Below are 26,297 nucleotides of genomic sequence, written 5' to 3' on the forward strand. Positions count from 1 at the left end.
GTTATTTTATTTTTACTCGAATAGCTTCTTTTCTTGAACTTGCAAATTGCTTTACATATTCAAACCAAGTTTTACTATCCGTTATTTTACCTTCTTTGTCCCATGCCGCACCAGAATAATAGGTTATTGGGGTCTTGTTGGAAACAACAATTCTTTTTAAGAATTGAAGAGGTGAATTAATAAAGTTACTTTTTATTTTGCTTGGATAAACTATGGCTGTAGCCGTATGACCATTTTTATTCATATTAGGTTCCCAATAAGCCAAATAATTATTTTTGTCCCCTAACTGAAAAATTGGCTCTTTTTCTTTTCGTTTTACTAAACCAATAACAATTGCTGTAGAAGATCTATCCCTGTTGTTTACTTCAATTTGAATCCGATTGAATCTACTATTTGCATCTAGGCTTATTGTTTTTTTTAGCTGAATTCGTTGACCTCGATAATCCTCCTCCGGATAAGTCAATTCAAATGTCGTCCTCAATGGACCGTTATCTAAAATTTTATGCGTTCGATAGTGCTTACCATACAATAAGGAATCCTGTAAGTAAATGGCGACATCTCCTAAACCTAAGCTTTTCCCAACACTGTAATAATCTAATCCTTCACCATGATCCTGATGGTAGTCTTCCGATTTATACCATTTGTTTATGATGAGATTAGAGGTGCGCTTAGCCCAAAAGTCTATACCTTGCGCATCATCAGGTCTACCTTCTAAGGCAGGGCCATAGATGCGAAATGCTACTACATTATTTTCCCAAGCAAAATCATCAAAGCGTTCAGGAACTTTTCTAGCATAGGTCATCGCCGGGTATTGGGTACTTTCTGAAAAGTCTGGCTGCAGTTCCAAATTCCCTTTTGCAGGTATATTCACAAGAATCAAAACATTTTGAACCTTGCTTTCACCTAATCGCTCCAACTGATGTGGATAGAGATTTCCTTTGTCATCTTTAATTTGGAAATTGCTATCTAAACCATAAGCCTGACTAAACTTTTTATAGGGAATAGAAATCAGTTCTTCCCGACTCGCAGTTGTAGGATTATGTAAGGCGATTTTCTTCTGGGCTTGTACATCCTTGGCTAGAAATAAGCTTAGGCACAAAGCTGCTACATAGCATAACCGATTTTTGATTTTATTTAATGGCTGAAATCTCATATTTGTCCATATCATCATAATCTAAATTTTCACCGGCCATTCCCCAAATGAACGAGTAATTACTTGTGCCGGCACCAGAATGTATGGACCAAGGTGGAGAAAGCACCGCCTCTTCATTTTTTACCCAAATATGGCGTGTTTCTTCAATGGTTCCCATAAAGTGTGAAACCGCTTGACTTGGATCCAATTCAAAGTAAAGGTAAGCTTCCATTCTGCGATCATGCGTATGCACAGGCATGGTATTCCAAACTGAACCTAAATCCAATTCAGTTAATCCCATTTGAAGCTGACAGGTGTCAATGTTTTTATGTAATAAAATTTGGTTTATTGTTCTCTTATTGGCATTTTCCACTGTCCCAAGACGTATTTGATTAGCCTCCTGTTTGGTAACTTTTCTTGTTGGAAAGGATTGATGAGCAGGGGTTGAGTTCAAGTAAAATTTTGCAGGACTTGAAGGATCCACACTGCTAAATTGAACACTTTTTGCACCTTTACCTATATAAAGCGCATCTTTAAAAGCGATTTCATATTCCTCACCATCAACGCTTATTTTCCCATTTCCACCGATATTGATAATGCCCATTTCTCTTCTGTCTAAGAAGTTTGGCATTTTCAATAACTCGTCAATGGTTTCCAAGGTAATAGCCGCGTTTATGGGTTGACATCCACCCACCATAAAACGATCATAATGGCTATATGTAAAGCTAATTTTACCTGGCTGAAATAAATTCTCAATAAGAAAATTATCTCTTAGTCCCTTTGTGTCTAGGTTTTTGGTTTCATTAGGTCCCAGGGCGTACCTATTTTCAAAATTTAATGTCATAATTCTAAATATAAGGGGCTTTATGATGCAAATGCTACAATAACTACGAAAACGATTTCGAGCAATTAGCGCGCCTCAAATCACGGTTTCTATGAACCTTCGAAAACGTTTGAGTAAAAAGTATTAGTAGATTCAAATTGTAATGTATATTATTGGATATATTATAAACCGTATCGTTCCCTAAAAACTAGAAAATCCTATGATTTAAGGTGCAATGAGACTTATCATTCATGAGAATATTATTTCAAATAATGAGGGATGCGGATGCTTTTTAACCATAAAATAAGGATGTATATCCGAACCATATGATATCAGATAAAATCAGTAAATACCGTTGGAACATCTGTGCGTTGCTTTTCTTTGCTACGACCATCAATTATTTAGATAGACAAGTACTTTCTTTAACCTGGAAAGATTTTATAGCTGTAGAATATCATTGGACTAATGAGGATTATGGTGATATTGCCGCGCTTTTCTCTATTTTTTATGCCATCTCCATGCTTTTTGCTGGACGTATAATTGATAGATTAGGTACGAAAAAAGGTTTTATGTGGGCCATCGGAATCTGGTCAGTAGGAGCTATCCTACATGCGTTTTCAGGTATGGTTACATCAGGTATTCTCACAGGGCAATGGTTAGTAGGTTTTAAAGAAGCAGCAGATATTATTAGTACAGTAGCTAATATATCCAGCGTGGTATCTGTGAGTGTGACCTTTTTTATTATTGCTCGATTGATTTTAGCCATTGGGGAGGCGGGGAATTTTCCCGCTGCCATCAAGGTTACTGCAGAATATTTTCCGAAGAAAGATCGTGCATTTGCAACCAGTATTTTCAATTCTGGAGCAACCATAGGAGCATTGGTAGCACCTTTGACCATTCCCACTATAGCCAAATATTATGGATGGGAGATGTCATTTGTCATTATTGGTGCCTTAGGCTTTATCTGGATGATTTTCTGGAAATTCATGTATGACAGGCCGGAAAGCCATAAACGGGTGAATGCAGAGGAGCTAAAGTATATCCTTCAAGATGAGGAGATCGAGGTAACAAACACAGAAAAGATTGTTCCTGCGAAGGCTGAGAAGGTAACTTTTGGCATTGTTCTAAAGCACAGACCAGCTTGGGCATTTGCACTTGGTAAATTTTTGACAGATGGTGTATGGTGGTTTTATTTGTTCTGGATGCCTGCCTATTTAAGTTCTGTTTATGGCATTAAATCCTCTGACTTTGAAGGTCAAATTGCATTGTTTGTTCTTTACCTGATTACTTTATTCTCCATAATTGGTGGTTGGATGCCGACTTATTTTGTAGAGAAAAAAGGTATGGACCCCTATGCTGGACGTATGCGCGCCATGTTAATCTTTGCTTTTTTTGCCTTAGTTGTTCTTTTTGCTCAACCATTCGGACATATCTCATTTTGGATTCCGGTATTGTGTATAGGCGTGGCGGGTGCAGCACACCAAGCATGGTCTGCTAACTTATTCTCAACAGTAGGGGATATGTTTCCAAAACGTGCTGTGGCGACAGTTACGGGTATTGGTGGTCTTGCTGGTGGTATCGGTGCTTACCTCATCAATAAGATATCTGGCGGATTATTCGATTTTGCAGAAAAGAATTGGACCAGCGTAGATGGCCAAAATCTAATTCAAGCTTACCCCCAAATTGCACATGCTGAGCAAGCCAAATCGCTATTCCAAAGTCACCATGTTAGTAATTTGGATGAATTCCTGAAACTAATTGAAAAACAAGGCGTACTAGTTCAAAATGGTATTGAAAAAGGATACATGATCATTTTTACCATTTGTGCCGTAGCCTATTTGGTTGCTTGGGTTGTTATGAAATTACTCGTTCCAAAAATGAAAATAGTTAATTTGAAGTAGAATTGCGTAAGATTAATTCGGTCTCCAAATAAAGAGTATCAAAATCATCCGTATCCGCATTTTTATGATTGATTATTTCAAGTAACTTTTCAACAGCTTGATAACCCATAGCATTTGCTGGCTGAAAAATAGAGGACAAAGACGGATTTAATGATTCTGCATATTCTGTATTTGCAAATCCAATGACGCTGACATCTTCTGGTACTCGGTAGCCTAATTTGGCAAGTATCCCTAAGGTGTTGACCGTCAAAGTATCCGTAATACCTAAGATCCCTATAGGATCTTTAAAATCTTTCATTTTTCGTTCTAAAATAATGGAAAGATTCTTTACCAAATCCTTTGTATGTTGACCATATTCTACATTGATCACATTATTTGGATTGTACTCGATATAGTTTGCTAATAATGCTTTTTTATAACCAGATATTCTTTTCTGGTTTACCCCAATATTTTTACCTGTAATCACAACGATTTCTTTTCTTCCTTTATCTATAAGATGTTGGGTAGCAAGAAATGCGCCCTTTTCGCTGTTTACACCTATTCTATGCGTCGGAACATCAAAGTCTATACGGTCCACGAGCACGGTGGGTATCTGCTTAATCATTTTATGCAAAAACTGCTCATTGGTGTTCGCGCTAGGGGAAATGATGATTCCATCAATGTTTTGTTGAACCATCGAATTAACAGCCTCTTCCTCTAATTTCGTGTTCTCACTGCTCTGCATGAAAATCAAATTTAGATTATGGTCGACTGCCGCTTTCTGCGCACCCTCTAAAATCTGTGTTTGAAAAGGATTTGTAATAAAAGGAATGATCAACCCTAAAGTATTGCTTCGGCCGGTTTTGAGGTTTTTTGCAACGATGTTAGGTCTATAATTCAGCTCATTTACTAATTCTTTTACTTTCTGTTTGGTTTCGTTACTGATTTCGTGGCTATCATTGATCGCCTTTGAAACAGTAGATATTGATAGATTTAACTGTTTAGCTAATTCTTTTAAGGTGATATTTTTCATGCTTGAAAAAATAATCGTCAAAATGAAAAGCTCTTCCTGAAGCTCATTCCATTGGCTTCAATCCGAATGTTTGTTTTTAAATAGGGCCTGGAAATCTTACTATATCAAATGATATTGCCTGATGGTGTGATTCATAATTTCTTGTGGAAATACCGTGATTTATTTTGTTAATTTCTCTCAGACGAAATAAATATACAAATTCATCCTGCTAAACAAGAATTTTTCGCTATTGCTTAAATGAGTAATTACTGTGGAAAAGGCTCAAAGGAATCTGTAAAACTTCCTTTTTGAAGTTTAAACTTAGTTTTATAGTTGTTTATTTTAAGTAGATTTTAGTTCAAATAAGATAGGTGTTCATTTGTGTTTTCATAGGTTAAAAATAAGGTTTGATTCGTGTCTTCTTCGGAGCTTGTTCGGAACTCCTTCGGAACTCCTTCGGATCTCGTTCGGTTCCGACCGAACGAGATCCGAAGGAGTTCCGTATCAGATACAAGGAAATTCCATCCCAGAATCGAGGCAAACAGGTGCAACATTTAAATGAATTATATCGGGAAAGTATGACATTTAAGTATTTGTTGTCTTGTTATATAGTTTGTGTTTTTATCAAAGGAAAAATTAATTCCCATTTTATTCTTCAATATTCTTGTACGAATTTCTTAAAAAACAAGACTTGCATTGTTTCTATTGGTTGGTTTTGAATTATTGATTGAAAATTTGGAAACTATCAGTCAAAACTCATTTGTCTATTCTCCTTTTAGTCAGCGCTAAAATTAACCAGCGGGCTTGTTTTGATAATTTATTGTGAAATAAATTTTTGTATCCTATTTGTTTTTAATTGGATTAATTCTAAATTAGCGGCAATTTATTACTCTTATTCATAATAATCATGATACTTAACTATAAAATTGCCCTACCAATGTTGGGTTTAATTGCCGTTTCCAGTGCCCTAAGTGCCCAAACTACTGTCCGTGGTCGAATCCTTAACGAACAAAATAATCCGATTACTAATATTACAGTTACTAGTAAGGGTAGGTCAACATTGACCGATTCAACTGGGAATTTCAGTCTATATATTGCTAATCCAGGAAAATTTAATTTGCAAATAACTGGTGTAGGGTTTTCTAAACGAGAGCTTAGTTATGACCCCAAAGGAAACATAACTGAATTGCAAGATATTGTTTTAAAATCCAACGGTTACGATATCGATATGGTGGAAGTTTTTGGAGAGCGTAAGAAACAACCAAAAGGATTGGAAGATATAACCCGTATGCCATTAAAGCCATCTGATCAAATCCAGACAATTTCTATTATTTCACATAAAGTTATTGAAGATCAAGGAGCTTTAACATTGACAGATGCTGTGCGAAATGTGCCAGGTGTCACCCTATTTGGAAGTTATGGAGGAGTTAAAGAATCGATGTCCACAAGAGGATTCCGCGGTATTCCAGTATTGAAAAACGGTGTACGTATGGATTCACAATTTCAAACAGCGTCAGGAGTTGTTGATATGCAAGGGGTGGAATCCATTCAAATGATCAAAGGATCAGCAGCAATAACACAAGGGGTGATTACAGATATCGGTAATGCAGGAGGGGTTATTAATGTAGTCACAAAAACACCAAATTTTGTTACCAATGGGGAGGTTGGATTAAGAGCAGGCAGTTGGGGCCAATTTAGACCAACTTTTGATGTGCAAGGTATATTGGATAAAAATGAAACATTAGCCATTCGTTTTAATGGGGCATACGAGCGTTCCGATAGTTATCGGAAGGGATTAAGTTCAAATTCTGTATATTTTAATCCATCTATAAAATGGCGGGCAAGTGAAAATACGACCTTCACCTTGGAAGGGGATTACCACAACTCCAATAAAACTCCGGTCACTTCAGCGTTGAATTTGAACACATCGCAAGGAGTAAATGCGCTCCATTTATTGCCATATAATCAAATTTCAGGTTTGAATTCGGATAATAATAATACAAAATTGAGTAGTATCATGTTAAGTGTAAATCATTTTCTGTCAGAAAATTGGCGCATCAGAGGTGTTTATGCAAAATCATCCTATCAAGTAGATAATCTGTCTACCTCTGCTAGCATTTTGAGAGCGAATAATCCAAATTTTGATTTATTCAGCCGTTCAAGTTCTAGAAGTACAAGAGATGATAAAAATACTACAGTACAATTTGATTTAATAGGAGAGGAGCTTTATACTGGAAAGATAAAGCATACTGCCCAAGTTGGTTTTGATTACCGAATCGCAGATGCAGAAACCATGAGCTACCTGGGTACCTTAGCTGGAATGGAAAAAAACATTGTTCTTGGAAATACTAATATCATCGATACGATTAATATTTTGGGCGATTGGACCAATGACTTGACACAGGTACGTTATAAGGATAAAATGGGAATTGATAGGGTCGGTAAAAGAATTTCTTTTGTTCCTGGAGCCACTACTAATGCATATTATCAGACTTTTGGAATACTGGCACAAGATGTTATTGAGTTTAATCCATACCTTAAATTGGCATTAGGGTTAAGGTACTCAGAAATAGATGTTAAGGATTTTGTTTCTGATAAACGTAAAACAGGTTCTGCTTGGAATCCGAGCGTAGGCGTTATAGTAACACCTATGAAGAATTTTAATGTATTCGCTTCCTATACCAATGCGACCAATTTAGGAAGTGCTGCTAACCCTATGGTTGGCGGAGGTACCATTGGACCATCTGTTACTCAGCAATTTGAAGGAGGTATTAAATCCGATTGGTTAGATGAAAAGTTACGCTTTAACTTAACCTATTTCCATATTTATACGTCCAATTTATCGAATGCAGAGTATACTGCAGGGACGACAAATACCACGGGTTATTATTTTAAAGCTGGAGATTTGTTGAGAGATGGTATTGAAGCAGAATTGAACGGACGTATTTTGAATAATTTGACGGTGATGTTGGGTTATGCCTATTTAGATGCTCGGTATAAGAATTCGCCATCTTACGTTGATGGCTCAGCGCCAATGAATGCTCCTGAACATACGGGAAATGCATGGGTGCAATATGCCATTCCACATGGTATTTTGAAAAATCTTAGTTTAAGTGCGGGATTCTATTATGTTGGAAAACGTCCAGTTAATGAATTTAGTAACGCATTTGATGGCCATACGTACAACCCTGGGGTAAAACCATTTGATATGCCTGGCTATTCGACTTTGAATCTTCAATTAGGTTATAACACAGCTCGGTTTTCAGGAAGAGTTTTCTTGAATAATTTGACGGATGAACTGGGATTAAACTCCTACTTCCGTGGAGGTTTTATTAACCAGATTGATCCAAGAAATATTGCTGCTTCCATAAATTTCAAATTCTAATAATAGCTCTATATTTCATTCATTTAAGCCTGGTTGTCCTAATGAATAGCCAGGCTTAAATTGTATTATTGCCACCTTCTTATGGAGGATTTTACTGATACAAGTTTGTTCTCACACAGCGAATACTCGCTGCAGTATGGGTGTCTTGATTAACCACAGAAACATTCCAAATTGGATTTGTGATTGAAACTGATTCAACGCCTACGATTTTCAAAAGACTTCCTATTTGGCCATCAGCAGGGTTTTGATCTGACCAATAATAACCATCATTTGTAGTAACAACCAGGTCATCATAATTAATCAATCCATTCCGTTCAAAAATAACGTATGGAGAATCGTAGGGAAAGGATACGTTTGTGTTATTTGAGGCTCCAATTAAATGCGTTATTCCTTTAAAGTTTACGTTGTTATAAAATCCTAACATATTGGGTATAGTATTTACGAAATTTGTAAAGTCATTTTGACTAGGTTTTTTCCATGCTCCTTTTGGTAAAACTTCGGAACAAGGATCTCCCAGTGGATAAAGTGTGGTGTTAGTTCTATCTCCCTCCGGCCGATTAGCGTAAGTATCAGGCTTTTTATGGTTTTTCATAAACATGTCCCTATTTGCTATTTTAAAACTTCTAACTACAAAATTGTCATTAGGCGGATTGCCTGCTTGAGTAGTTTGTCTATGAAAGCGATAAGGATTTCGTGCGGCATCACCTTCGTAGTATAAGTTTGCTCGCGCCCATTTTGTTGTAGCATTTCCTGATCTAACCGATGATTCGATGAAAATAAAGTTCAATACGGTATTGCCTCCAATCTCTGTAACGATATTTCCAGCGCCTGTACCGACAAGGGTGATTGATTTGTTGTGAGATTGATCATAAACGACGTTTTTTCCATCGTAAGTGGTATAGTTTAGGCTCGTGTAATTTATTTTTACCGTTCCGAAAGTTTTGGCTTCAGAAGAGTAAAAATAATAAGTTTGCCTATCCGCATATCCGGTTTCTGGGAAATTGGGCGTTACTGAAGGAGCGTAATTTTGGTGACTTCCAGTGACGAAATTACCCGTTTTTAAGTCCAATATTCCTTTTCTAAATGTAGGACTCGCTCCAGTAAGAGCTAAATTGAAGTCGTAATTTGACATACTGTTGATAAAAAGCCCTCTATAATCTAAATTGACCTGCATGCGGGCTAACTTGTGTTGGAAAGTTATACCTAGTCTTTGGTTTGTTGTTGCTGTACTTGCTAAGATTTCTCCCTTAGCCCAAAGTAAATCTTTGTTTTCACTCATGACTTCCAAACTGTTTCCCGATAAGACATCTGGAACATCGTTATTTGAGGTTGTATTATTGGAAAAGGCATACCAATCGTAGCTGTAATAATTGTAGATTCCTATGGTGTCCTGATTGGAAGTGGAATTGGAAGAAAAGACCTTGGTTTGCCAATGGCCTGTGGTTCTATTCCGAAGGTAAACTCGGTATTTAACCCCTGTTTTCATCGGGATACTGGCTTTAAATGAGCTTTCTTTTTCAGATACAAAATCAGGATTTTGTGCTTTAATATTAGAAGAGGTTTTTGTAGATTTTTTTGGATTTTTGATAAATGTAGCAACCTCGAATTCTTCGTTTTGATAATTTCCTGTCATGGTCCCTAAGCCTTCATATGGATCTGATGAGTAATTTGTAGAAGCTTTATATCCAAGAGAGATATTATCTAAATCACTTTCAATATTCGACACAAAAGACAGGCCTATCAAATCACCTTTGGGAAAAACAGACCCATTTCCCTTTTCCTTTTTACAAGCGCTAAAAAATAAAATGATGCAACAAATGCTTGCAGTTAATTGATATTTTCTGACTGGTTTCATAATCGATTAATTTAAATTCAAAACATGGTTCTTATTTATCCTATTTCTTCTGTCATTTGGTGGGTAAAATTATATAGAACCAAAACGTATAGTAAATCAATTTATATACCTGTAAGTAAAAATTTACATTTTAATTTGTTTTTATAATGGTTATCTATGACATTGTGTATAAATTTTATTTTAATGATAAATATTATTTACTAAAACATCCAATTAGGTGTGCTTAAAGCAAGATTATAAGCGCTTCGTTAAAAATTGCAATAAAGGGAATTTGTAAATATTTTCTTCATGTATAATGTAACAAAGAAGTCTTGTGTTAAGGGTTGAAAAATTAGGTATAAGTCTTTGGTGAAGTTGATTATTTAGAGGGTAGTCGTTAGTAAAAAAAAAATAAAGCCCATCATTTTTAATGGGCTTTCCTTGGTTAGAGAGCTTTATGAAATGTTAGCCTCCAAATAAAATAAATTCTTATTATTGATAAAGAGTTGTTCTTACACAGCGGATGCTTGCGGCTGTTTGAGCAACCTGGTTAACCACTGACACGAACCAAGGTTGGTTTGTAAAAGGCGACTCACCATCTCCTTCAATCTTTAATAGGGATCCAATTTGAGTGCCACCATTTCCAGGATTTCTATCAGACCAATAGTATCCAAAATTTGTTGTTACAACTAAATCCGTATTGTTGATAAAACCATTTCGTTCAAAAACTACGTAATTAGACTCGTATTGACCTAAGGTATTCTGAGAATTTGGTCCTCCTACTAAGTGAGTTATTCCTTTGAAATAATCTGTGTTAAAGTCACCCCAAGGATACTTAGGTACAGATGCAACAAAATCTACAAAATCTTGATGGGATGGTTTTTTCCATGCGCCTTTTGGAAATACCTCTAAACAAGGGTCACCTAAAGGATAGATGGCGGTATTATTTCGGTCTCCTACAGGTCGGTTGGCGTAGGTGTCAGGTTTTTTATGGTTTTTCATGAACATATCTTTATTCGGAACTTTTGCCGAACGATAGATAAAACTATTATTGGGGGGATTTCCAGCTTGTGTTGTTTGCCTACGGAAACGATAAGGGTTATGAGCAGCATCTCCTTCGTAATATAGATTTGCTCTTGCCCATTCGGTATTTGCGTTTCCTGATTTAACTGGTGATTCAATAAAAAGGAAATTTAAGGTTGTGGACCCGCCAATTTCTGTTACTATTCCATTTGTTCCAGTTCCTTGTAAGGTTAAAGGACGGTTGGAAAGTGAAACGTTCCTTCCATCATATGTCGAATAAGCCAAGGTTGGAAATGTTAATATGATATTGCTATAATTTGATGCAGTCGAAGAATAGAGGTAATATGTCTGCTGGTCAACATATGGGGGTTCGTTAAAAGTAGCTGTTATTGACGGTGTGTAATTAGCGTGTGTGCCGGCGATAAAATTACCTGTTAAAATGTCCAGGTCTCCTCGTTGAAGACTAGTTGCAATTCCGGATGGATTGTTTATTACAAAATTGAAAGCGTAATTAGTTAAGGTATTTACAAAGATACCTCTGTAATCTAGGTAAACCTTTAATTGGGCTAATTTATGTTGAAATACTATATTCAATTTTTTATTTCCGGTATCATTACTAGCTAATACTTCTCCTTTTGCCCATAACAAATCTTTATTTTCACTTTTTATTTTTAAAGTATTACCAGATCGAATGTCGGGCACATCTGTATTAGCGTTCGTGTTCTGTGAGAAAGCATACCAATCGTAATCATTGTGTTTATAGATGCTAATGGTGTCTGCGCCAGAAGTCGAGTTTGAACTAAAGACTTTTGTTTGCCATTCACCTGTAGCTCTGTTTCTAAGGTAAACGCGGTATTTCATGCCGGTACCTAATGGAATTGTAGCTTTCAAGTTATTGCTATTGGCGTTTTTCTCAGATTGAGCTCTAATGGATTTGTTTCCATTTGAGCTGCTACTTTTCGTGTTTTTAACAAAAGTAGCTACTTCAAAATCTTGATTTTTTGTACTCCCTATAAAAGTTCCATATTCTTCTCTTATAGAATAGTTGCTTGGGTTTGTTGAAGCTTTTAATTCCTTATTTAAATCAGTAAAATCATCTGAAATTAATGTGTTGAAAGAAAGCCCTATGGTTTCACCGCCAACTGGATTTGGCTTGGAGCCATTTTCTTTTTTACAAGAAAAAAATACTAAGGATATGCTTAAGATAAGCAGGTGTAAATAGTTGTGTTTAGAAGTATTCATGTAGATTAGTCTTAAAATTCGAATCCTTGTGTTTCCGTGTCAGGGGTAGTCCAATCTTCTACTTCTGGGGTATAATCCGTGTTCTTACCGCCAGAAACAGTGATTCTGGAACTGGCAGCTATGGATTCTTCTAAATAAATTTTAGTAAGAATAATCTGAGGTTTGATGTATTTTTCTTTCATGTTGTGTGATGATTACTAATCGCGTTACCGAAAAATTAGATTGACTGAATAGATGTTCCTTCTGTCTTTCGGTGGACAAAATTATGCATTATCAATATTCTTGTTGTGTCAAATTATAAACCTGTAAGCAAATATTTACATTTTATGTTCTGTTTTATGGTTTATTGGAAGTTTATTGGTTTAATTGTTTCTTATTTAATAAATATTATTTACTTTAAATGTTTGTTTAAAGCATTGTTGAGCAACTTTTGTTTTACTTTACTAAAAATTACAATAAAGAATTTTAGCAAAAAATATAGTTAAAAATTATTGTAACAAAAGTCAGCTAATATTTAAAGATAGACTATACGAAATTGAAAAATATATGCTTTTAAAAGCTCAAAATAATCGTTTTTAGATCTATGAAAAATGAGGTGAAGGCAGTTGCTTTATTGAAAAAATAAATAAAGTAAGCCCTGTATTTGCTTAATGAAAGTTTATTAAAAAAATGAATAAACTTAAAAAATTTAGCACTTATAGCGCGATATTAATAGGTTAAAAATTAAGCAAAAGTTAAATTGTAGTAATTTTAAGATAAAGTTAATAAATAGCGGTTTGTGTTGATTGTAGGTGTTTTTAATTAATAGATTGTGTAACAAATTAATGGTCGGTTAATAATAGTCATTGGAAGTTTCTACATTTGATGCTTTAAAAATTATAAACTGATGATTACAAAATTTATGAAGCCCTTGGCCTTTGTACCAATGCTGTTAGGGGTTAACTTGTTGTCTGGGCAGGAGCTCACGAACAAGAACTTGCCGGTGAATGAGTTAATGCCTCAGATTGCGAATTTGTATAACCAGCGTTCAGATCCAGCAAAGTCTGCTTCTTTGATGAAGGAATTACAGGCGATGCGTATAAATGCGAACGAAGAATATGTTAATTATGCGGCTATGTTGTATAAGAAGCTGGGACAGGATGCGACAGCGGATTCTGTTAAAGCTGAGCTTCTACAGCGTTTTCCGAAAGGCATACAAGCTCGAGCAGCATATTTGAAAGAGCTAGAGCCTAAAAGAAAAACATTAAATGGGGCGGACTTGGAGAGTGAGTACCGAAAGTTTTTAACCACATTCCCTCGAAATACCTTTGCTGAAGGCGCGAAACAACATCCCTATGATTTGCTTGCTGCTGATGTGATCCGTAAATATGTGAGTGAAGGGAATTATGCTAAGATCGATGAGATTTTAAAGGATTTTGATGGTAGAACCAATGCGGAGGTTTACCTGAGGATTCAAGCTACAGGTGCTTTGTTAAGAAAAAATGAAGATAAAGAGGCTTTACGTATTTCCCAAGTTGCTTATGATATTGCAAGTGGGAAAACGGGTAAGGCAGATGAGACAGTTTTCCTAGGTAGTGCTTTGTCTGTTTATTCGCAGGCGCTAATGCGTAACAATAGACCAGAAGAAGCTTTGGCAAGGGTAGAGGAAATGAAGAAGTTGGGTCAAGGCATGGGTTCATGGGCAACTAATGAGACGATTTTTAAATCCCTTGTTCAATTAAACCGAAATGAGGAAGCTTTTAAGTTTTTGGATGATGTATTGAAAGGGTCAACAGGTGATAATACAGCATATTTTGCAATGTTAGAGCCGGTGTATAAAAAATTGTATCCAAACAAAGCGTTCAGTGAGTACACGGATGCATTGAAAGCGAATGCGGAAGTGAATAAGCTTGCTGCGGTAAAAGCATCTATGGTTGATGAGGTGGCTCCTGATTTTACCTTGGTTGATTTAAGTGGTAAAGAGGTTTCGCTTTCTGCTTACAAAGGAAAGATTGTAATATTGGATTTCTGGGCAACTTGGTGTGGCCCATGTATTGCTTCGTTCCCTGGTATGCAGGTAGCGGTTGATAAATATAAAAATGATCCAGATGTTGTTTTTCTATTTGTGAATACTTCCGAATCTGATGCTAATTATAAAAAGAATGTAGAAGCATTAATGACTAAAAATAATTATTCTTTCCATGTGTTGTTGGATAACAAGGAGTTTAAAAAGCCGAATGTTGGAAATCTTTATGGAGTACAGGCTTTGCCAACTAAAGTCATGATTGATAAGAATGGAAAAATCCGTTTCAAATATTCGGGATCCTCATCTGATGTTAAAAGCGTAGTGGCCGAAACAGATGCCAAAATCAATATTTTAAAAGCGATTTAAAGTTTTAATCGTTGTTTAGTTGAATAAGAGCACTCTTTAGGGGTGCTCTTTTTTTTTATTGTCTGGTGTGTGTTCAAGAATTGGGGGTGAAATTTATCGAATATATCCTCTTGTGGCTTCTAACATTGTTTTTTCATGAGGTATTCGTATGGCTTGAATCGATGATTTTTGTTGAGAACTAGTAATAGATGCTTGGCTTTTAGCAGGTCATTGGGATTTGATATATAAAAAACACAGGGTAGCCTATTTTCAAATAAATAATTAGTATTTAATTAACCTAATAGTGTTATTTTATTGTGTATAGATTAATAATGTTGTATATATTTGCTTTTAACACCTTTTTTTGATAAATATTCTTTTGATATTAATCATTTACGATAAATATTTCTGTGTATGGCATTAATTCAAGAAAAATTATTGCAACTCGCTTAATTAAAAATATAAAACTGAAATATTTATCGAATTTACTAATGAGGTTTGTGAAAAGCCGATTATAATGTACTTTTATCGAAATTAATTAAATCGAAAAGTTCACACTAACGTTTCGAGATACAGATTAAGCTACTAACCTAGCAGATTGTATTGCCTAAAAAAATTAACCAAATTATGATAAGATCCCAAAGTTTGAAAAGAGGACTTGCTATAAGCTTGTTTCATTTTACGATTCTTTCCAGTCCTTTGTTTGGTCAGGTCCAAGGAAGCTCAGGAGCAGGGAATTCTGTACAGGACTCTTTAGGAAATGTTGTAAATCAAGATAGAAACAGTCCTGGAAGAACAACATTCAACTACCTTCCAGAGCGAGTGGTCATTCGGGATTTAAAACAAACGACTTCGTCTAGTTTGGCAGAGATGTTAAAAGGCCGTGTTTCAGGCTTGTATAATCAAACGCCGACAGGAGAGCCTGGAGCCTATCAAAACATGTTGATCCGTGGCATAAGATCGCCTCAATTCAATAACAAGGATATCATTAATAATCAAGCTGCTATTTTTGTCAATGGAATTCCTGTTCCTTATGAAAGCAATTTTGCCTATGATATTCAGCGTTATGATTTCAATCGTATCGGTCCTGCTATCGATTATGGTAATTCCATTGATTTTGGTTCCATCAAGTCTATTGAAATTATAAAGGATCCTGTTCGATTAGCTGAATTAGGACCTTTGGCGGTAAATGGTGCAATTTGGATCACCACTGTTGAGCCTACCTCAGGAAGAACGCAGTTTAGTGTGAATTCTTATTTTGGTATGGGTTCAAAACCAATAGTTACACCTATTAATGCTGATTATGAAAGTCAATTTAGAAGTGCATTTTACGAGCGATACGCTTCGCAAGAAGAGATAGAAAAAACACCTAATTACTTGAAGGATAAAAATAGTGATATATATTATGGTCCTTCAAATTGGCGTGATTTATATTATTCAAATCCTATTTCTTATAACGTTGATTTTAATTTATCAGGTGGAAATCAACGTGCGAATTTTACCTTCTACGCTGGTCATACCAAGAATGGAAGCACTGCTGATGAAACGCAGTTGAAACGTTATAATGTATTATTCGGAATCAAAATGTTGCCATTTACGTGGCTTAAAGCAAGTTCTTATATAAATGCCCGAAAATTAGATCGCAATCGTAATAAAAATATTAGAGACCGTCTTTCAGAGATGGATTATTTACCAGATTTATCCAGCCCTATTTCTCCAAATAAGGCTGCCTATGGTAGTATGTTGAATGTATATGATGAGTTAGGTCTTGATGATAATAATACCAATTTTATTCAAGGTCGATTGGATATCGTTGCTGACATACTTAGAAACCTTCAGTTTTCAACTTCATTCATGCTGGATTATCAAGAAGGAAATAGGAATTTATTCTATCCAAAAGCATTAATGGATGGTGTGAATTATATGTCTGCTTATAACGGCTATACACAACGATATGTGTTTTCCAATAAATTGAAATATAATAAGGTATTAGCTGCAGGTCATGATTTTTATGCGACTGTAGGTTCGGACTATTCAGAAGATTTATACCGTTATTTATATTCTAGAGTATATAATGGTCCTAGTGATTATATCCGTAAAAATATAGTAAGTGGACAGAATGAAGAGTTGACAGGTAATTCAGCACTAACCACTTATCGTTGGAATAATAGAGAAAGGTTCCATTTACATTCATTATATGGACAGTTTGAATATATTTATCAAAAGAAACTATCCTTAAAAGCGATTTTACGTAGTGATGGTGCTTCCACTGTTCAACCGGATAGCCGTTGGTTATTTAGCCCAGCTGCTCGTATAGAGTATGATCTATCCAAAGACTTAAATAGTAACGAAGCTTTTAAATTAAGCTACGGATTTTCTAGAATTGGCAAACCTAATTTTAGCAGTAAGTTTGCCACAGGTCCTCAGTACCAATCAGACCTAGGTTGGCAAGATAATCCAAGTGTATTTTCATATTATGGTTATGCCACTTTATCTAGAGGTTATTCTTTTGGATGGGTTGGTTATGACTTGAAATGGGCTTATGCGGATCGTCATCAGGTAAACGTCAAGAAATCTTTTCTACAGAATCGTTTGAATTTTGACCTTTCAGTATATCGTGAAGAGACTAAAAATCAAATTATCCTAGTGCCAATTGCACAGGAATATGGTTATGCCGGGCAGTTCTTAAACGGATTAACCGTCCGCAATGAGGGTATTGATTTTTCTGTTCAAGCTGATCTTGTAAAACAAAAGGAGGCAGATAAGGGATTTGGATGGGTTTCGTATTTATCTACTAATTTAAATCGTAATAAAGTTACCGCATTGCCTTCTGGCTTGCAGGAAATAGAAAATGGAGGGCATTTAATTAAGGTTGGAAAACCAATTGACTCTTTCTGGTTATATGAGAACGATGGAATTTTTAATTTAGCATCTGATGTTCCTGAAAATCCACAAACCAATCAGCGCTTATCTTATCGTGGCAATGCTTTTTCCGTAGGTGATGCAAAATGGGTTGACCAAAATGCTGACTACATTATTAACGATGATGATAAAGTCTTAAAAGGAAGATTTACACCTTATTTCTATGGTGGTTTCCAAAATGCTTTCCGCTATAATAAATTCACACTAGATGTTTCTTTAGCATTCTCACTTGGAAATAAGGCACTAAACCACCGTGCATCTAATTTCTTCAATTTTATTGACGGATCGAGACAAAATAATATAGGCTCTGCGCGTGAAATCTTCCAATGGCAACAGGAAATAGAAACAACTAACTACCCAGTCTATAATGTATGGAGTAGTACCATGCCATACCAAGTAAATCAAGATCTCTTTTTGGAGGATGCTTCCTATTTGAAGTTACGTTCCGTGAGCTTAGGCTATGACTTGGCAAGTGTTTTTCCAAAGAATGCACGTATTAAAAAGAGTATCATATACCTAACTGCTAATAACCTGTTCACATTGACTAAGTTTTCCGGTAATGACCCAGAGATGGTCAATTTCAACGGCGTCTATGATGGCTATGGATTACCAGTGACGCAGTCTTTAATTGCAGGATTTAGATTAGATTTTTAACCCTAAAGTTATGAATAACATGGTTTATAATAAGATTATTTGCTTTTTCCTCCTGATATTTTTATGCAGTGCAAGTTTTATGTCCTGTAATAAGAAATTGGATATTGCAAGTTATGAAATTGCACCAGAGGCTAAACATTGGGAAAGTATTTCCGATACCAAAGGTGGACTATTAGGTATATATGGTCTACTTCGTTCAGCAATGGTGGGCAATAATGCGCATTGGATATATGGGGAGGTTCGAATGGGGGATTTTCAGTCAACTGCAAGACAAGATTTGGAAGCTGTTGTTGAAAATGATTTAAGAAAGTCTTTTCCATTAATTGAAGATCTTTCCAACTGGAAACGTTTTTATGCAGTTATTAATGCAGCAAATTTATTTATTGAACGTGCTCCAGAGGTGATCAAAACCGATAGTCGTTATACGCGTGAAAACTTGGCTATTGATGTTTCTCAAGCTCGACTAATTCGTGCCTTCACTTATTTCTATATGGTGCGTATTTGGGGAGATGTTCCTTTGATTACTGCTTCTTTTGATAATTCGGAGGATTTCCCAAAATTCAAAAAAACCAATGCCACAGAAGTCTTACAGTTTGCACAAAATGAACTGATGGAGGCTACAGAATATTTGCCTTTTCAATATGGTGTTGACAATCAGCAGTATTATGGGGAATTGGCGAAGACTTGGAAAAACATCCTTTTTAATAAGTCCACAGCTTATGCCATCATGGCACATATTGCAGCATGGCAAGGGAAATACATCGATGTAGATGCTTATACTAAGTTTATTCTTGATAATGTTGTATCTGCCAATCTTCAATATAATGGGAATTTAAATACCTCTGATATCGGGATTGACAAATTAACGGGTATCACTGGGATTTTCTCTAATGCGTATGAACCTTCACAATTATTTAGTATCTCAGGTTCCTATACCAATTTGGAAGCATCTAATACCGGGCACTTTGAACAATTGGTATTAGCAGCACCATTTATTAATAAGACTCAACCAGACCTATACGTAAGCCGCGATAGTATCACCTCCATTTTCCAAGACTTATATGATGAGCGATTTGGATTTATTGCTTCCTCTGGATTATATAATGAAGCTTATTTCAAGAACATAGCATCATTGTATCCTGTGTTCTGCAAGATCAATATCATTAAGGATGGTAAGTTCGCAGAGTTTGGTTCTAATTTGATTTTTACTCGTTTAGAGGAGATCGTTTTACTACGCGCAGAGGCTTTAGCTGCTATGGGTAGAACAGGAGAATCGGTTGTAATGTTAAACAGGATTAAGAATATGCGTAAGGCAACACCATATTCCATTTCTATGGAGCCTGGAAGACCTTTAATGGATGAAATATTTAAAGAACGTCGTAAGGAGCTACTAGGAGAGGGATGGCGCTTTTATGACCTACAACGTTTCTACAAGTTGAAGGGTAATCCAGAAAGACTGAATCAAATAAAATCTGGACAATTCCTTTGGCCAATAGCTCCAGTCGTGATAAAGAATAACTCAGAAATTACTCAAAATGAATATTGGAAATAAAGGAGGAAATATGAAAATGAAAAACATACTATATATACTGTTTCCAATTGCCTGCTTATACTTTATTGGGAGTTGTAAGAAATCAGATGATCATTATTATGATTACAATGAAAAGCAAACTTTTGATGGGTCTATTTATAGCTACCTTTCTAAACAGCCACATAAATTTGATTCGCTAATTCTTGTTTTGGATTATTTACCTGAGTTGAAGACTTTCCTTGATACGGAAAAAGGTATCAGTTTCTTCGCGCCATCAAATAAATCCTTTGAAATTGCCATTAACAATCTTAACGCCCAACGTAAGCAAAGAAAATTAGGTCCAATCTATTTAGAGGATATTCCGATTAAATTGATAGATAGTTTGCTCTATCGATATATGATGGTGGAAGAGTACTCCACGAGTGCCTTGTTAGAATCAAAGGATGGACTTAGTATCCCATCTTATAAAAAAGATTACATCATGAATATCCGAGCATTTAATTCAACAGCTTCAGGTTTGCAAAATATCGGACAATTCCAAATTGATCTGAATGATACCAATGGTTTAACAACTGAAAAGGATTGGTTGAAAGCTACTACAGAATTAGTGGATATAAAAAGTAACAACGGTATTCTACATGTTTTGAACCCGTACCATGAATTTGGTTATGGCAAAATTGCTAAGACATTAATTAAATAATGATGAAAGAGACCAATTTGAAACCAAATATTTGCAAGGCAATTGTATGGACTTCGCTTCCATTATTATTAGCCGTTTTCTTGAATGGTTGTATGTCAAATATTCCAGAAGATTTAGATAATCTAGGAAAGGATATATCCATTTCTAGGACCAAATTTGAACCATTCTTAGGAAAGACTGAATACTTTCAAAATCTAGTTAATGTAGGTAAGAATTCTTCATTACCATTAACTTTCCGTTTACAAAATGTTCGCACATTTGAAGGATTGCCAGCACCAGAATTGCAAGAGAAATATGCTGTAAAGATTTGGAAGAACCAATATACTGGAAACGAAACTTCGGTAGAAGAGATTGAGAAAAAGCGAGTAGTAGAATACCACTCCTTTATGGAGATTAGTGAGAAGAATGGCAATTTGACATTTTGGAATACTCCTAATTATCCTGAAATACATACCTATCCACATCAGGGATATTTATTCGATATCGAATATGAAAATTCTGGTGGTAAACAGCATTTTAGAAATCTAAAACTACAAGCTAAAAGGGCAAGACCTTATAATCCTATTGATATGGATGAGAATTCTGGCATTTTAAGAAATCCATTTGTTTATCCAGGAATTAAGGAAAATATTTCTGGACATCAAGAAGGTGCTGATCCAGAAGTAGAGGTTTATTTTTTAAGAAATGTATCTGAAACTAGTGGTTCAAAAACATTAACCATTTCTGTGATTGATTCAATTGGGAAAGTGATTGATATCCAAAAATTCTCAAAGACAGACTTTAAGAATTTACTACATGGTTTTAATCCAAGGTTCGAGGGAGGCAAAGTGATTTATGAGGTGTGTTATCCCATTCCTTTAGTGAGTATACCGACGAAATTTACCAATACAACTGGAGATCAGGCAAAATTTGAATTGCGTTATGACCGTCTAGGAAAAGATGGAAAGAATATAGAGGCAAGTTTGGGACATCAATTTGCCATCTATCAAGAGGGGAACTGGGAAATACAGTTTTGGTTCAGAGGACAAAGTCCAAAATTTGAAAACGATTAATCTGACCATTTAAAGACTACTTAATTTATGAAAAAATTACTATTAATAGTTCTACTAGGTTGCTTTTTTTCAACTTTTGCGCAAACTCAAATGCGTAAATTCCATGGTGTTATTGTGGATGAAAATGGTGACCCAATTTCAGATATTACCATTGCGACAACCAATAATGCTAATGCATATGGATATACTGGGTTAAATGGAAAGTTTAGTGTTTCTGTTCCAGTGAATATAAAAACTGTCACCATTCGACATTTAAATTATGTTACACGGACCATCGCAGTTCCTACAGATGAAAAGGAGATTAAGATTGTAATGAAATCCAGAACGGATGTGATCGAAGAGGTTGTTGTTGGATATGTGGGTCGTAAGAAAGAAACACTTACAGGTTCTGCTATTGTGATTAAGATGGACGATATTAAAGATGCTCCAGCAGCTAACTTCACTGATTTATTACAAGGTAGAGCAGCAGGTTTAAATGTACAGTTAAATACAGGTACACCTGGTATGGCAGGAAGTATTAATATTCGTGGTGTAAATACGGCAAATATCGTAGGAGATGGTCCGGATGCTTATGTGACCTCCACATCGCCATTATTTGTAATTGATGGGGTGCCTATCGAGAATACAGATAACTTCGAATATGGATTCCAAACTCAGGGAACAGGTATTTCTCCATTGGCAATGATTCCACCTGATGATATTGAATCTGTAACCATTTTAAAAGATGCTCAAGCAACTTCATTGTATGGTGCTCAAGGTGCTTATGGCGTTATCTTGGTAACTACTAAACGTGGAAATTCTCAAATTCCTATGATCTCTTATACATCTAGGTATTTCTTGAATACTGTTCCTAGGTTACGTGATGTTATCGGTGGTAAAGGAGAAAGAGATCTTCGTATTTATTCTATTTTAAATAATGACCTTTCTTATTTGAATGGCTTAAAGTTGATCCATAACACGCCTATGTTAGCCGATTCAATTAACCCTTATTATAATAATGCCACCAATTGGCAGTCTTATTTCTATGGGAACACTTTTAACACGAATCAGAACTTAAATATCAGTGGTGGTAACCAGAACTTTAACTATAAGCTGGCACCAGGATATTCGAAAGAATATGGAATTATAGCGAATACAGGGTTTACTAGGTATAACCTAAACTCAAATATGCAATTCCGTCCTAATAATAAATTTCTGATTTCTGCTTATGTAAATGGAGGCTTAGTTCGCAATAGTTTAGGATCTGGAAATGCTTATCAACAAAAGGGGGTGGCTAGTAGTGCCAATACCTCATCACTACTTCCTTCACCTTCTATTTTCGCGGGTAGTTATGATGCTTTGTTGGCAACGGCGATGGAATCAGATAATAAGACAGGGAATTTATCAACCAATATTAATATAGAGTATGAAATCCTGAAAGGATTACGATTCACAACTACAGGTCAATATGCTTATAATATTCAGCATCAAGATAAATTTACGCCTGAACTACTAAATGCAGGAAGTAATTTATTGTATGTATTCCGCTCCAATAATAATAGTATTTACAACCGTAACTTATTAAGATACAGTAAGGATTTATCTCCCAAACACAATATATCTGCTTATGCATTCCACGAGATGCGTATTGCCAATAATATTTCAGAAGCCATGCGTATTATTGGAACAGGGAATGACAATATTCAATCGGGAATTGGATACAGCAGTACAAAATCTACTGGGGGAACATTAGAAAACCAGTCGGAATCAAGATCGCTATCTTATGCTGCTGCTTTCACTTATCAATATGATAATAAGTACATCGTAGAAGGATCATACCGTATGGATGGTTCATCGCTTCGCAGTATTGAAAAACCATGGACTATCAACCCTTCTGTTGGATTAAGATGGAATATTCATCGTGAGAATTTTGTAAAAGAAATTGATTGGTTAAATGAAGCTTCAATTCGTGCATCACTAGGTAGAAATATAGTTCCTGTAGGTACAAGGTACGATGCATTTGGCCGTTATTCTTTAATTCAAGGGACATACAATGGAGATCCAGCTATTTCATTGAATTTAGCAACACTTCCAAATACCAATTTATTGCCTGTTACGAATACTACCTTTAACCTTGGTACGGATATTTCCATGTTCAATAACCGTTTCAACTTCGTTTATGAATTCTATTATAAACAGACAGATGATGAGTTGGTAAATGTGCCATTAACTGATGTGAATGGATTTTCAGCTATTAAATTGAATACTCAAGCGATGGTAAATATTGGTAATGAGTTTTCATTCTCTTACCGTCCTAATTTTAAAAATACCAACTGGAGAGGGTCGATCAATTTTAACGTAGCGATTAACAACGATTATTTGACGCGTTTAGCTAATGATAGTAGACAAGAGATGCTGGGAGCAGGTGGTTATACCAATATTTTAAAACGCTTAGGACGTAATACGACATCTAATGTGCTATATCACTATCGTGGTGTTTATTTAACTGATGAGGATGTACCGGTTAACCCTGCAACAGGTTTGCGATATCGAGTTGGAACTAATACTGGAGCGGATAACTTCTTCCGTGCCGGTGATCCAATATTTACAGATTTGAATAAGGATTATATTTTAGATGAGCGGGATTTAGTAATTGCAGGTAACTCTCAGCCGAAAATTGTTGGTGGTTTTAGCATCACACTACAATATCAGCAATGGTCCTTGTTATCCAATTTTTCTTATTTGATGAAACGTGATGTGATAAACTCTGCATTAGCAGATCGTTTTAAGAATTATTATAATCCTGGTGCTTCTACTTCCTTGGTGCCTATCGATATGTATAACTATTATGGAAATGGATCCAGTAATCCTGATTTCCCTTATCCATTTGATTTCCGTAGAGCGACTATTGTAGATGCATTCCGTCATAACTCTACTTTATTCCAGGAAGATGGGTCATATCTTAAATTCAATACCATGACCATGTCCTATAATTTCAAGAAAGAATTATTAAGAAGAATTTGGAACATTTCTTCTGCACGTTTATCCTTAACTGCTAACAACATTTATACTTTTTCCAGGTATTCTGGTCCAGACCCGGAGTTGATGACATCATTAGGATACGATAGCTCCAATGGGTACCCTAGAGCTAGAACATTTTCATTTGGTTTAGACATTCAATTTTAAGAGCTATGAAGAAATTAATAATCACACTTAGCCTATTCTCCTTATTAGTATTCGGAGGATGTACAAAGAGTTTTTTGGATGTTCGTTCTTACGATGATTTAGTTGGGAATGAATTCTGGAAAGATCGTAATGATGTGGAGATGTATATGCAAGGCTTATTTTATGATTTCCGAGCGACAACAACTTCAAGTATATTTTTAGCAGCCACTGGCGATTTTCGTGCAGCACCTATATTGTTTGCACATCCAAGTTTGCCCGATGATTTAAAGGCCTATAAAATGTTTTCTCTATTGAGAACTAATGATTTAGATGAAATATATAATTATTATAATATAGCTGAATATGATTACTTACCTGCTTTTCCTAAAAGAGATTTTGCACGATTTGATCTTGTAAAACGTTGGTCAGGATTTTATCAAATTATTCAAAAAGCAAATATTGCTGTTGTTGAAATAAATAAAGAGGGTGGTCCTGATTTGTCTGAACGTGAAAGAAAGCAATACACAGCTGAAGCGGTATTTGTCCGTAATCTATGTTATTTCTTTTTAGTTCGGGTTTTTGGCGATGTACCTTATTATACAGAAGCATATTTTGATAAGGTGATTGGTCGTACCAATATGTTGGAGGTATTAGCCAACATTGACAAGGATATGTCTGAATATTATAAAGATCTTCCATGGACTTATTCAAACAATGCACAGGTAGGGAGTCGTGCTCAACGTGGTGGGGCAATTGCTTTAATGATGCATACCAATATGTGGTTAGCTGGTTTTTCAGAATCTAAAAAAGATGAATACTACCAACGTACCATTACTTTAGGTGATGAACTATTGAATGAGAACCAAAATGCTTATGGTTTGGTGAACATAGACAACATTGAGACGGTTTTCCAGGGTCGTTCAAAGGAAGGTTTGTTTGAAATTACTCAAAATTCAAATTTCTCAGGAGAAGTGTTCAATAGGGCCTTGACTTTCGCTCAGATGGCCAAGTCTCGTAGAGTATCCGCTACGGCCCAAATATTTTACTCAATCGTAAAATATGATATTGGATATATGAACAAACTATATCCATTAAACGAACCAGATAAGCGAAAAGCTTTGTGGTTTAACGGCGATATGGATCCTTCTATTCCTGATAATCCTACTTATTTTGATTGTAAAAAATTCCATACTAAAGCCCAATTGGCAATCAATGATTTAGTGCCTAATAATAACCAGATTGTTTTTCGATTACCTGTTTGTATTTTATTGCAGGCAGAAGCTTATGCAAACTTAAATCAGCCAGGACCGGCTTATGAAAAACTAATGGTTATTCGTAATCGTGCGCAAGCAAGTGCTTTGAACAGCGGTATGAGTTTAGATGAACTTAAAGATGCCATTTGGTTTGAAAGAAGTAGGGAGTTGTTTGGTGAAAGCCATTACTTCTTTGATTTAGTTCGTACGAAAAAGGCGACTAATCCTGCCTATACTACAAACCCGATTTTATCTTCTGACTTTGCTAAGGGAGCTTGGACTTGGCCAATTGATAGATCGGCATTATTAAACAATCCAGAAATGGTATTAAATACCTTTTGGAACAATTAATTATTTGAC

General features: G+C 35.6%; 15 protein-coding genes. 9 read left to right on the top strand and 6 right to left on the bottom strand.

Features of this window, described 5'->3' with window-relative positions:
- Position 1 precedes the first annotated feature (1 nt).
- Together ACP6L2_RS00775 and kduI are read right to left on the bottom strand one after the other, a co-directional pair.
- Entirely contained in the window at positions 2-1,153 is a 1,152-nt protein-coding gene (locus tag ACP6L2_RS00775) for a DUF4861 family protein (protein ID WP_440507406.1), read from the bottom strand.
- Positions 1,131-1,976, bottom strand: a complete 846-nt coding sequence (gene kduI, locus ACP6L2_RS00780) for a 5-dehydro-4-deoxy-D-glucuronate isomerase (protein ID WP_440507407.1) — start codon at positions 1,974-1,976, stop codon at positions 1,131-1,133. Before kduI ends, ACP6L2_RS00775 begins: the two co-directional genes overlap by 23 nt.
- 305 nt (positions 1,977-2,281) lie before the next feature.
- Between kduI and ACP6L2_RS00785 the strand changes: the two genes are divergently transcribed.
- Positions 2,282-3,856, top strand: a complete 1,575-nt coding sequence (locus ACP6L2_RS00785; RefSeq protein ID WP_440507408.1) for an MFS transporter — start codon at positions 2,282-2,284, stop codon at positions 3,854-3,856.
- Here ACP6L2_RS00785 and ACP6L2_RS00790 read toward each other — a convergent pair.
- Positions 3,843-4,868: a LacI family DNA-binding transcriptional regulator gene (locus ACP6L2_RS00790; RefSeq protein ID WP_440507409.1), complete on the bottom strand. Its 1,026-nt coding sequence runs from the start codon at positions 4,866-4,868 to the stop codon at positions 3,843-3,845. The two genes, ACP6L2_RS00785 and ACP6L2_RS00790, sit on opposite strands and share 14 nt — an antisense overlap.
- An 886-nt stretch (positions 4,869-5,754) precedes the next feature.
- On the opposite strand from ACP6L2_RS00790, the gene ACP6L2_RS00795 reads away from it, so the two are divergent.
- Positions 5,755-8,232, top strand: coding sequence for a TonB-dependent siderophore receptor (locus tag ACP6L2_RS00795; protein ID WP_440507410.1), 2,478 nt, complete (start codon positions 5,755-5,757; stop codon positions 8,230-8,232).
- Positions 8,233-8,323: 91 nt separating this feature from the next.
- On the opposite strand, the gene ACP6L2_RS00800 is transcribed toward ACP6L2_RS00795, so the two are convergent.
- From ACP6L2_RS00800 to ACP6L2_RS00810, 3 genes are all read right to left on the bottom strand, one after another.
- Positions 8,324-9,958 carry a hypothetical protein gene (locus ACP6L2_RS00800; protein WP_440507411.1) on the bottom strand — a complete coding sequence of 545 codons (1,635 nt, stop codon included), beginning with the start codon at positions 9,956-9,958 and terminating at the stop codon, positions 8,324-8,326.
- A gap of 600 nt (positions 9,959-10,558) precedes the next feature.
- A complete protein-coding gene (locus ACP6L2_RS00805; protein WP_440507412.1) occupies positions 10,559-12,331 on the bottom strand; it encodes a hypothetical protein in 1,773 nt (590 codons plus the stop codon).
- Positions 12,332-12,342: 11 nt separating this feature from the next.
- On the bottom strand, positions 12,343-12,513 hold the full coding sequence (locus ACP6L2_RS00810) for a hypothetical protein (protein WP_440507413.1): 171 nt from the start codon (positions 12,511-12,513) through the stop codon (positions 12,343-12,345).
- Positions 12,514-13,217: 704 nt separating this feature from the next.
- Between ACP6L2_RS00810 and ACP6L2_RS00815 the strand changes: the two genes are divergently transcribed.
- The 7 genes from ACP6L2_RS00815 (at position 13,218) to ACP6L2_RS00845 (ending at position 26,288) form a co-directional block, all read left to right on the top strand.
- Positions 13,218-14,702, top strand: coding sequence for a redoxin family protein (locus ACP6L2_RS00815; RefSeq protein ID WP_440507414.1), 1,485 nt, complete (start codon positions 13,218-13,220; stop codon positions 14,700-14,702).
- A 606-nt stretch (positions 14,703-15,308) separates the two neighbouring features.
- Complete coding sequence (locus ACP6L2_RS00820) at positions 15,309-18,257, top strand: TonB-dependent receptor plug domain-containing protein (protein ID WP_440507415.1); 2,949 nt, start codon at positions 15,309-15,311, stop codon at positions 18,255-18,257.
- A 79-nt stretch (positions 18,258-18,336) separates the two neighbouring features.
- A complete protein-coding gene (locus tag ACP6L2_RS00825; RefSeq protein WP_440507416.1) occupies positions 18,337-19,809 on the top strand; it encodes a RagB/SusD family nutrient uptake outer membrane protein in 1,473 nt (490 codons plus the stop codon).
- A gap of 16 nt (positions 19,810-19,825) precedes the next feature.
- Entirely contained in the window at positions 19,826-20,488 is a 663-nt protein-coding gene (locus tag ACP6L2_RS00830; protein ID WP_440507417.1) for a hypothetical protein, read from the top strand.
- Positions 20,488-21,540: a DUF5007 domain-containing protein gene (locus ACP6L2_RS00835; protein WP_440507418.1), complete on the top strand. Its 1,053-nt coding sequence runs from the start codon at positions 20,488-20,490 to the stop codon at positions 21,538-21,540. The genes ACP6L2_RS00830 and ACP6L2_RS00835 overlap by 1 nt, the downstream gene beginning before the upstream one ends.
- 27 nt (positions 21,541-21,567) lie before the next feature.
- The gene (locus tag ACP6L2_RS00840; protein ID WP_440507419.1) at positions 21,568-24,705 is read left to right on the top strand and encodes a SusC/RagA family TonB-linked outer membrane protein; all 3,138 of its coding nucleotides are present in this window, start codon (positions 21,568-21,570) and stop codon (positions 24,703-24,705) included.
- Positions 24,706-24,710: 5 nt separating this feature from the next.
- The gene (locus ACP6L2_RS00845; protein ID WP_440507420.1) at positions 24,711-26,288 is read left to right on the top strand and encodes a RagB/SusD family nutrient uptake outer membrane protein; all 1,578 of its coding nucleotides are present in this window, start codon (positions 24,711-24,713) and stop codon (positions 26,286-26,288) included.
- The last annotated feature ends 9 nt before the right edge of the window (positions 26,289-26,297 follow it).

Origin of the sequence: Sphingobacterium lactis (assembly GCF_051951495.1) — a bacterium.
GTDB lineage: Bacteria > Bacteroidota > Bacteroidia > Sphingobacteriales > Sphingobacteriaceae > Sphingobacterium > Sphingobacterium lactis_A.

Excerpts from the sequence above, each read along its gene's own strand:
- ACP6L2_RS00830 (WP_440507417.1), top strand. The coding sequence starts at position 19,826 with ATGAAAAACATACTATATATACTGTTTCCAATTGCCTGCTTATACTTT.
- ACP6L2_RS00810 (WP_440507413.1), bottom strand. The coding sequence starts at position 12,513 with ATGAAAGAAAAATACATCAAACCTCAGATTATTCTTACTAAAATTTAT.
- ACP6L2_RS00820 (WP_440507415.1), top strand. The coding sequence starts at position 15,309 with ATGATAAGATCCCAAAGTTTGAAAAGAGGACTTGCTATAAGCTTGTTT.
- ACP6L2_RS00795 (WP_440507410.1), top strand. The coding sequence starts at position 5,755 with ATGATACTTAACTATAAAATTGCCCTACCAATGTTGGGTTTAATTGCC.
- ACP6L2_RS00835 (WP_440507418.1), top strand. The coding sequence starts at position 20,488 with ATGATGAAAGAGACCAATTTGAAACCAAATATTTGCAAGGCAATTGTA.
- ACP6L2_RS00790 (WP_440507409.1), bottom strand. The coding sequence starts at position 4,868 with ATGAAAAATATCACCTTAAAAGAATTAGCTAAACAGTTAAATCTATCA.
- ACP6L2_RS00815 (WP_440507414.1), top strand. The coding sequence starts at position 13,218 with ATGATTACAAAATTTATGAAGCCCTTGGCCTTTGTACCAATGCTGTTA.
- ACP6L2_RS00785 (WP_440507408.1), top strand. The coding sequence starts at position 2,282 with ATGATATCAGATAAAATCAGTAAATACCGTTGGAACATCTGTGCGTTG.
- ACP6L2_RS00775 (WP_440507406.1), bottom strand. The coding sequence starts at position 1,153 with ATGAGATTTCAGCCATTAAATAAAATCAAAAATCGGTTATGCTATGTA.
- kduI (WP_440507407.1), bottom strand. The coding sequence starts at position 1,976 with ATGACATTAAATTTTGAAAATAGGTACGCCCTGGGACCTAATGAAACC.
- ACP6L2_RS00840 (WP_440507419.1), top strand. The coding sequence starts at position 21,568 with ATGAAAAAATTACTATTAATAGTTCTACTAGGTTGCTTTTTTTCAACT.
- ACP6L2_RS00845 (WP_440507420.1), top strand. The coding sequence starts at position 24,711 with ATGAAGAAATTAATAATCACACTTAGCCTATTCTCCTTATTAGTATTC.
- ACP6L2_RS00825 (WP_440507416.1), top strand. The coding sequence starts at position 18,337 with ATGTCCTGTAATAAGAAATTGGATATTGCAAGTTATGAAATTGCACCA.
- ACP6L2_RS00805 (WP_440507412.1), bottom strand. The coding sequence starts at position 12,331 with ATGAATACTTCTAAACACAACTATTTACACCTGCTTATCTTAAGCATA.